Origin of the sequence: Lewinella cohaerens DSM 23179 (genome assembly GCF_000379805.1) — a bacterium.
Lineage (GTDB): Bacteria > Bacteroidota > Bacteroidia > Chitinophagales > Saprospiraceae > Lewinella > Lewinella cohaerens.
Map to the genome: position 1 here is coordinate 21,477 of NZ_KB903566.1, position 9,369 is coordinate 30,845.

A 9,369-nucleotide genomic window follows, 5' to 3' on the forward strand; every position below is an offset into this window, starting at 1 on the left:
TGCTGTCTTTTTAGCTAGACTTTAGGCATTCTACCGAAAGTCTAGCTAGAATATTTATTGTGCTACAATCATTTTGCGACTCAACTGTTGGCCACCAAAACGAAGGGTATACGAATATAAGCCATTAGGCAATTGCCCGGCTTTAATTCTTACTTCGTTAGCACCCGCCGTAAATTCGTCACGGATTGTAAGTATTCTGCGTCCGCTGATATCGTGTATTTCGATAATAGCAGACCCATCTTCCGGCAAATCAAACGGAATCACCGTTTGAGCTGTCACCGGATTGGGAATATTTTGATAGAGTGCCATTCCGGTACTTGCTTGACCGAAGTAGCCCAACTCAATATTCATCACACGGTTTTCACTACTGCGTTCGTAAGCCTCCGCTATGGTGTAGCGTGGACTTAACGTTACCCAGTCGGCGACTTGCCCCGTAGCTTTTGCTCTGACCACTAGCGTTAACAGGCGGTCTTCGTTGAGCAATGCTCCGTTTCGCTCCCAGCTTACTGTCAGCAAGCCTTGTGACTGTAGGTTTTTACCCCAATTATCCTGGCGCAACAAGCCCTCTTCAATGGCTAGAATCTCTAGCTTATCCTCGTCGCAATCCAGTGTAAACTGGAAACCATTAACCTGCTCCAACTCAGTGCTCATTAGCGCCAAGCGGTAGGTCTGTCCGGCTTTTACCCGGGTATCTTCCAGCAGTAGGTTCCAATCAGGAAGGCTACTGCGGTCTTCTCCATTTTGTGTACCATCAAAGGCCGCATTCGCAGAACCATTGATGTCTCCGATTTTTATACCCATGAAATTCTGAGCATACAAACAACCATCCAAAGCGTCGACCGTAATCCATTCAGGGAATGGAGTAGACCAAGGACTCGTCGGATTCGGGAACTCAAAATCCGCAGGAACGAAGCGCCAGCTGGTATTATTAGCGAAGGTATTGATATCACCCAAGATCAAGCGACGTAACTGGATAAGATCCAAAGTTGTCACAGAACCAGAGTTATTCACATCCGCAGCAATCAAAAGATACGGATTTGTAATCATATCCTCCCCAAGAAGGTGGTTTTGAATACGAATCATATCAAGTGTGCTAATACCATTAGCCGTATCATCATTTTTGTATGGGCGGATCACGTACGTTTCTCCGGCCAGTAAATCTTCAAATTGGTAGCGACCTTCCGTTTCCGTCATCACCTCTAGCAGGATGGTAGATTCCAATTTGACTTCCACCCCTGCAATGGCTTCCGAGTTCATCGTGTAGATATCTCCTCCTAAGGTCATATCTCCATCAACACAATCGTTGCAGTGCCCTTCTGGATCAAGGACATTCACCTCTACTACACACATGCTGTAGTTGGGGCCACCCAGGCTACCATCCGGTTGCACTGAATAAGGATTGTAAGCACCATCCCAAACATACACTTCTAGACGCACGCCAGGGCGATCGTCACAGGTCAGGCCGATACTTTCCTGGTTCATGTTAGGCATCTCCCCTTCTCTGTTTACGGAAAAGCGCAGTGGCAGGTTACATTCAAGGATATTACAGCTTGCTAGTTGATTCGCGAAGAGCTCTAAGCCAGCTTCATTCATCTCTCCGTCACCGTTGATATCTGTTCCGGCAGGCAACGTTTGCAGAATAGCATTGAGGCCCGTGAAACAGTTAGGTTCAGGGATATAGCAGTCAACAATCTGGAATGGAATAACAACATTGGTGGTATTTCCACAACCATCGGTAACGCCTATCAGCATCTGGTGAGAGCCCAATGGCAGTAATGCACGAATACCGTAATCCGAGCCTTCTCCGTAAAGGACATCTTCTGGTTGAAGAACTTCATCCACTGTACCATTCGCACTGAGGTCTAATCCGATACTGAACGTCATCGCATCTGGCAAGCAGTGTTCCGTGATCGTAAACGGTAGGTCAACCATCATTTCACAAGCTGCAGATTCGGTACAAATCGGTTCCGGAGCAGTAAACTCAACTACTGGTGCCCCGTTATCAAAAATCTTGATCCGCTGCGTGTACTGCCATTGTCCCGTACTGGTGGTTTCGCGCCAGTATCCTAGTGGGTTCAAGGTACCAGTACAGCTCTGTCCGCGCTCTCCAATGGTAGGGCTTGTGTTATTGTAGAAAGCATCACGATCTACATAGGCAGTCGTTGGGCGACGAATCACCCACACATCCTCTTCTCCACCAACACCATCACAATCTTCATCGCGAGAGATAACCTGAGGAGGATCAATGCCGTTCCATTCACACCAGTTGGTTACAGTATAGGTCCTCGCAATGTAGAAACACTCGTTTCCTTCTATCGTCAACTGGGTATCTTCGTAAGAAACGGTAATTGAATCACAGCCCACATTGAAGGCCTCTGCACCAGGAATCTCCTGGAGGCAGTTGGTAATCTCATCTTCAGGGAAACGGATGTTATAATTCAGTATGTATTCGATGGTTATCAATTGCTCAAAGATCGAAGCGGACTCATTGCCCACTCGGTCGATGGCCACAAAGCGGCGTACAATCGTACCTGCACCACAATCGCTCAGGTTTACTACTGGTGGCAATTCTACAGCTTCCGCTGAACAATTGTCTACCACTTCAGGGCTACCAAAGCGTGCGGCGAGGTCTGCCGTATCGTAAGGGTCAAACCCATCAGGCAATTCATCACAGGTGACGGTCTCGTTGAACAAGCTGGTACAGAATGGCAGCGTATTGTCACTCACCAGTACTTCTGTCCAACAGGTATCTTCATTTCCGGCAAGGTCTACCACTCTCAGTTCTACGGTTACGTATAGGCCAGCATCACAACAGTTGAAGTCGACGTAGTCGCCCCATTCGCTGTAAACTGGTGTCAGCAGTGTATCACAAGTGACTGGGTCACGGGTGAATATTCGACGGATTTCAATCCGATCCAAATCACAATCATCGTAACTACCGTTGTCTATCGAAGCGGTGTAAATACGCGCCAGGCCAAAGCCGCCGACAGAAATATCAATACCACTCACACAGATAGCCGTTGGTGGATCTTGGTCGGTTACGCGAATCCGGCAATCAACCGGTTCAGCGGCATTACCACAATCGTCGGTTACGTAATAGCGCAACAAGTAATCTCCAATACCCAGGTCGGGAATAAAGCGAAGTTCATTGGCGCCAATTGTAGTCAGTACTGTTCCGTTGAGGGTTGTAAGCTCTGTTACAACCGACCATCCCGAGCCACAGGCATCTGTAACCGTTGGGTAAGGTACTTCGATGGTGGCGGTACATTCAAAGACATCAACCGGGAAGAGGATCAACTCCTGACCCAATACTTCGTCGAAGAAATTGGTAGGTGCACAACTCACTTCCGGTGCGGTAGAATCATTGATCGTAATCAGCTGCGTACAGATGAAAGGATCGCCAGGGCCATAATCTACCGAGAACGTACGAAGGATAGTCACACTGCTACAGCCTTCTTCACTAATTACCTCATCCACAAAGGTCGTCTCTACGATCAGGCAATCGTCACCAGTGATCGTAGGTTCGCCCGTCAGGCTGAGGCTTGCAGGGTTATTCAAAACTTGATCCAAATCGCCACATGCCAAGCCGAGGGTTTCGCCAACTACATTTTCAGGACATTCAACAGCACAAGTAATCTCAACAGAACAAGGTGCCGGAGCAATAAAGACGACCTGCGTTGTACAAGTAGCGGAATTACAATCAACGATATCAATTGTCACGTCACCATTCGTGATCAGGAATGGCCCCGTAAGGACTGGCTGGCCATAAGTACCAACAAACGTTTCACCATTAATGGTATACGTATAACAGTTGCCAACGTTGGCACCCGATACCGTAAAGAGGCCGGAGAAAACGTCGTCACTGCCAGATGCCGTTCCTACATCCTGGCAACCGAAGTTGAAGGAAGATACGGTAAGCGCACATGGATCAGAACAGCTATTAGGTGCTGTTATCGTTGCGCTGGTGGTACAGCTAGCGTCCGTACAGTCGGTAATTAGAATTTCAAAATCGCCATCTATGATCAGGAGGTTTTCCAATGTTACTGTTTCGCCATAGTTGCCGCTAAAGCTTGTTCCGTCAACTTCATAGTTGAAACAATCGCCTGTACCATTTCCGGTTACCACGAAAGTGGCCGAATAGGTATCATCTGCATCACTTGGCGTGCCCTGATCGTCACAAGGCAATATTTCTGAACTCACGCTAATCATACAAGGCTCTGTGATACAATCTTCAGGTACCTCTATGGTAATATTCTGTACGCAGCTTGGGTCAGCATCGTCAAAGAAAGTCAGCAGCATAGCATTAGCTAGCGAAACGGGGAACTGAGCGACGAAGTTTTCGCCGTAGGCACCGTTGTAAGTAACACCGTCATTATCAATAGCCACCCAAGTCGTTCCTGCTACTGCCGTTACCGGAATACTTACGGTAAAGTTATCCCCTTGACAAGTGGTATTCAATGCTCCTAAAGTAATTTCACACGGCTCTTCCGAGCAAGGTGCGGGGGTCTCTAAAATCAATTGTGCGCCACAACTTGGGGTGTTGCAATCTACAATTTCAATAACAACATCTCCATTAGCAACCAGTAGGTCGTTTAGGAAAACAGGTATACCGTAGGTGCCTGTAAGTACCTCCCCGTTGAGGGTATACGTAAAGCAATCGCCAATATTTGTACCTGTGGCAGCGAAGAACGCCGAGAAGGTATCATCATCAGCTTCAGGCGTGCCTTGGTCATCACAATCAAACACCTGTGAGGTAATCGTAATCGCACAAGGTGGCGGATCAACACAATCGGTAGGCACATCAATGCTAACTATTGTCAAACAGTTTTCATCATCGGCATCTACAAAAGTGATAATGATCGGCCCTGCAATCTGTGTACTGTAGATTTGCTCAAACGAGGTCGCGTAAGTACCTGACTGAGGTGCGCCAAGGGCGTTATCCGTAGCCGTCCAGCCAGAAGCACCATTGCCCTCTACCTGAATAACGACCTGGAAGAAATCATTGTCAATACAAGTTACAGTTGACTCTACTGCGTTGATTTCACAATCTGATACAGGAACAAATCCAGCATCCACATCGAGGTTGGCTATTGCAGACGACAATGGGAGGTTGACCGTCATGCCGTTCGTAGCAGAATCTACATCACTATCGATAGCTTCATTACCCTGATTGATCAAGGTGTAGCTATAACCATCAGGTAAAACGAAGGTTACCTGGTATAAACCTTGACTGAGGTCGGTGAATAAGTAATGACCATCAGCATTGGTAAACATTTCCTGATTGACAGGCAAGCCTGTCTCCAGATCAAGGCCGCTAAGGATCACCTGAACGCCGGCGAGTGGTTCTTCGTCCGCATCCTGTATTCCGTCTCCGTCGGCATCAACCCAGGTATAATTTCCTAAAACGGCTTGTCCGAAGAAGCGACCGATTGTTGAACAGTCTTCTCCTTCAAGATCGGTAACCGTAAAGCTTACATCTTGATTAGCGGTGTAATTCTCCAACACCAATGGTTCTCCAAAGACGCCGAAGAGCGTTGGGCCGTCAAAGATGGCCAACTCGTAGTTGCCACCTTGCCCATTATTCGTGATCAAGAAGGTAATATCGTATTCGTCATCTTCATGGTCAAACGGTGTACCCAAATCATCGAACATTTGAATGATTTCGATATCAATCATACAGGTACGTTCTTCGGAACAAGGAGCCGTGGTTTCGACCGTCAGGCTGTGATTACACTCCGTAGGGAACTGCTGATCAAAGACGGTGAAACTCACATTCTGTCCTACCGCAAACGGCCCTATTTCTACCGATTGCCCGTAAGCACCACTTGTTGCACCAGCAGGGGTTGTTACTGTCCAACCAGCAGAAGTGGTTCCATTTACCTGTAGGGTAAAGAAGAAGACATCATCGGTTGGGTCAAATGGCGTACCATTATTATCGCAACGTTTGGTGATCTCTTGCGCATCCATATCACAGCTCAACAAGCTACAAGGAGCAGGAGGTGTAATGGTGAATTCGTCTCTACAGCTGATAAATCCGTTGTCTGCTATCTGGAAGGTCGTATCGGCTCCGCTTGTAGGAATCGGGAACGGCCCGAGGGTAATAATTTCATTGTAAGCACCACCATCAGTGAAGTTACCGTTACCATCTACGAAGCGCCAGCCGGTGCTAGACACATCAGGTCCCGCAGGAATGATTCTCACGCCGAAGGTGTAAGTATCATCTGTAGGGTCAAACGGCGTACCGTTGTCATCACAAACCGGTGCAAAGGTATCTATGGTAAGTTCGCAACCTTCCTCACAGCTGCCAGGAGCAATGAGTGGGATAGAAACTTCACACTCAGGATCAAATGCGTCATAGACCGTGATGGTATGGTTTTCGTTAACCGGATAAGGGCCAAACTCGAATGTACCACCGTAGTCACCTTCTCCTTCTGACCATCCTTCATCTTCTGTTTCCCAACCTGCAAAAGAGTTATTGACACCATTGATTTGAACGAATACATAATAGACATCATCCGAAGGATCAATAGGCGTGCCGTTAGGATCACAAATCGGACCGGGATCCAACATCGTGATAGAAATCGCACAAGCATCAGAACACGTCTCTTCCGGAGAAGTGACAGGTAGCAAGAACTGCCCACAAGTTGGTTTTTCAACATCGCGGAACAAGACATTAAAGGTGTTACCACCAAAGTTGGAGTAAGGCCCCAGTACTGTTGGTGTATTGTAACTGCCTGTAAAGAGGTTGTCTTGACCATCTACTGCAAACCAACCATCGCCACCGATATTTTGTCCAGCAACCGTTACTTCAAAGTAGTATAAGTCATCGCTAGGATCACTAGGCGTACCATTGTCATCACAATAAGGCAGGGTACTTATTTCTGTTAAAATCAAACAATCTTCCGAACAAGATTCCTCTGGCATAATGATTGTCAACCCGTTCGTACAAGCATTGTCTCCATTATCCGTAACGGTAATAAAGGCCGTTTCATCGTCTTGGTTAAGAATCACTAAAGGAATCGTGATATTGGTGCCATAAGCTCCCGTAAATATTTGTCCGCGGTTCGTTGTCAAGGTCCAGCTATCAGCAGTATTAATACCGTCGACGAAGATCGTCACGTTGATAAAGTCATCGTTCGGGTCAGTAGGCGTGCCGTTGTCGTTACATCCTGTTTGCTCTACCAGTGTGAGCAGCACCTGACAAGGTACTTCAATACAGGCCGCATCGCCGTCATCCTCATCATCAGGATCGTCCTCTGTTTGGCCATCGCCATCCGTATCAACGCCATTGCCTGGTGTTGAATCTACATCAAATTCATTAGCTGTGGCGACAAATGCTTCGTTACAGTATTCGCCATTTGCGGCAACAGTAACATCAATGGTTAGGGTGAGCGTTTCGCCAGCAGGCAGGTCGCCTACCGTCCATAATCCAGTAGCCGGCTCGTAAGAACCACCACTTGCGGTAGAACCATTGAAAATGAAACCTGAAGGAATCACTTCGCTAATCGTAACTCCAGTAGCACGGCTTAAGCCATCGTTGGTCAGCGTAAGGATAAAGGTCACAGGGTCACCTGCCGTTGCCATTGTAACGGAAGCTGTTTTTTCCAATGACAAGTCGGTCACTGCTTGTGGTGTAATGATTGCGCAATCATTATCATCCTCTTGTTGAGTACTCGCATTGCCCGGTTCAGAATCTACATCCTGCTGATCTTGGGCCAGTACCTGAGCACAGTTAGTGTAATCACCAATAGCTTCGATGTAAGCTGTAATTTCCAAAGTAACATTGCCTCCTGAAGCCAGAGACGCAATGGTCCAGCTACCAGTAGCATTATTGTAGTTGTCGCCATTGTGATCAACATAAGTTAACCCTGTTGGCAACACATCTTCTACCACTATATTCGTAGCAATAGCAGGCCCGTCGTTGGTCAGCGTTAAAGTGTAAGTCACTTGGTCACCAACAAACGGTGTAGTATTGTCTACTGTTTTCGTTAGACTTAAATCAACCAGTGCAGTTACGGTAATCAATGCAGGGTCATGATCATCCGCATCACCAGCTGCATTGCCGCTGTTTACTGCGCCAGTACCGTCACCAAGCACATAATCATCTGCCGGGCTGTTGGGCAAACCACCTGGATCATTATTGGTTTGATCAAACTCAGAATCTGCATCCTCTAAGCCAAGCACATTGTCGGCGCTGCTGATTTCTGCATAGTTGATCAGATCTCCACCTCCGTAAGCAGGATCTACCTCCAAGCTAATACTGAGTGTAGTGGTAGTTCCCGCAGGAAGCAAAGCGATAGTTTGGGTAGCGAGGTTACCACTCTCTGACCAGTCGGTGTCTACCAAATTGAATTCATCAGGAATGTAATCTGTGATTTCTACCTGCGTCGCATCGATATTTCCCTGGTTGATCACCTGGATATCGAAATTAACGATAGCACCTGGCACAAATGGCCCAGTCGATGTCACCGTTTTGATGAGCGCCAAGTCGAAACAGTTACGTTCAATGGTGTAGGTTTGAATCAACGTACAAGCATTCGCATCTTCGATAGTCGCGGTATAATCACCCGGCGAAAGACCGGAAATTGAAGCTCCCGTCATGCCGTTATCCCAGCTTACCGTATAGTTTGGCGTACCACCTTCTATGGTAAGGGTTATGCTACCATCATTGCTTTCACAACTCGTATTATTAACAACAGCATTGCTAACAAGTAAAGGAGTAGGTTCAGTAACCTCGAAGGAAGCTTCATCTGCACAACCGTTAGCATCTGTAACCGTGACGGCGTAGGTACCTGCTGTCAGACCAGTTGCATTATTCGTATCTCCAATAGCTACAGGACCAGACCATACGTAAGCATAATCAGGTGTCCCGCCGGTCACTGCCAAGAAGATACTGCCAGTAGCGAAGCCGTTACAATCAGCTGCTTGGACAACCGTCCCCGCAACATCAATAGCCACCGCATCCGGCTGGCTTATTGTGAACGTCGCTTCATCGGTACAACCTTGGTCATCTGTAACCGTGACCGTGTACGTGCCAGCGGTAAGGCCGGTGAGGTCCTCGCTCGTAGCTCCTGTGTTCCATAGGTAAGTATATGGTGCAGTGCCACCAGTGACTACCAAATCAATGGTACCCGTGGCAGCCCCATTACAATCTGCATCCGTGAGGACTGTGGCGTCAACGTCAATTTCTAAGGTCGTTGGTTCTTCAATCGTGAACGTCGCTTCATCGGTACAACCTTGATCATCGGTAACAGTAACCGTGTNCGTGCCAGCGGTAAGGCCGGTGAGGTCCTCGCTCGTAGCACCCGTATTCCATAAGTAAGTATATGGAGCGGTGCCACCAGTAACTACCAAATCAATGGTACCAGT

At 47.5% G+C, this 9,369-nt stretch carries 1 protein-coding gene; it reads right to left on the reverse strand.

Translation table 11 applies throughout. From position 1 onward, the window contains the following. Nucleotides 1–54 precede the first annotated feature (54 nt). Nucleotides 55–9,360: an SdrD B-like domain-containing protein gene (locus A3EU_RS31455; RefSeq protein ID WP_281169168.1), complete on the reverse strand. Its 9,306-nt coding sequence runs from the start codon at nt 9,358–9,360 to the stop codon at nt 55–57. Nucleotides 9,361–9,369 lie beyond the last annotated feature (9 nt).